Origin of the sequence: Winogradskyella ouciana (assembly GCF_009709615.1) — a bacterium.
GTDB classification, from domain to species: domain Bacteria; phylum Bacteroidota; class Bacteroidia; order Flavobacteriales; family Flavobacteriaceae; genus Winogradskyella; species Winogradskyella ouciana.
In genome coordinates this window covers 1-277 of the sequence record NZ_WJYA01000077.1, presented here as the reverse complement: position 1 = coordinate 277, position 277 = coordinate 1, and the positions used below count along the sequence as shown (strand labels likewise).

Sequence of the window (277 nt, the reverse complement as noted above, 5' to 3'; positions counted from 1 at the left end):
TTACCTTCACCGAACGAATACTGAACCGTTTTGACACCATCTCGCTTCATCAAGTACGCTTCTGCGCGATTTGCTGCTTTTTCTACGTCGCTTTGAGACTGTCCGGCTTTCGGTGTATACGTAAGCGTCAGCGTTTTTTCTTGATCAGATGATAAGAAGCTCACGCCAATAGAAGGAACTAAGAATAAACTTCCTACTAACAGTAGTACGGCTAACCCAAAGGAAATAAGCTTATGGTTTAGCGTCCAGTTCAAAATTCGCTTATATCCGTGCGCTA

At 43.3% G+C, this 277-nt stretch carries 1 protein-coding gene; it reads right to left on the bottom strand.

Translation table 11 applies throughout. The features are described 5' to 3' along the window. Positions 1 to 254, bottom strand: a 254-nt coding sequence (locus F1003_RS18635) for an efflux RND transporter permease subunit (protein WP_235898413.1), incomplete at its 3' end; no start/stop codon positions are given. Positions 255 to 277 lie beyond the last annotated feature (23 nt).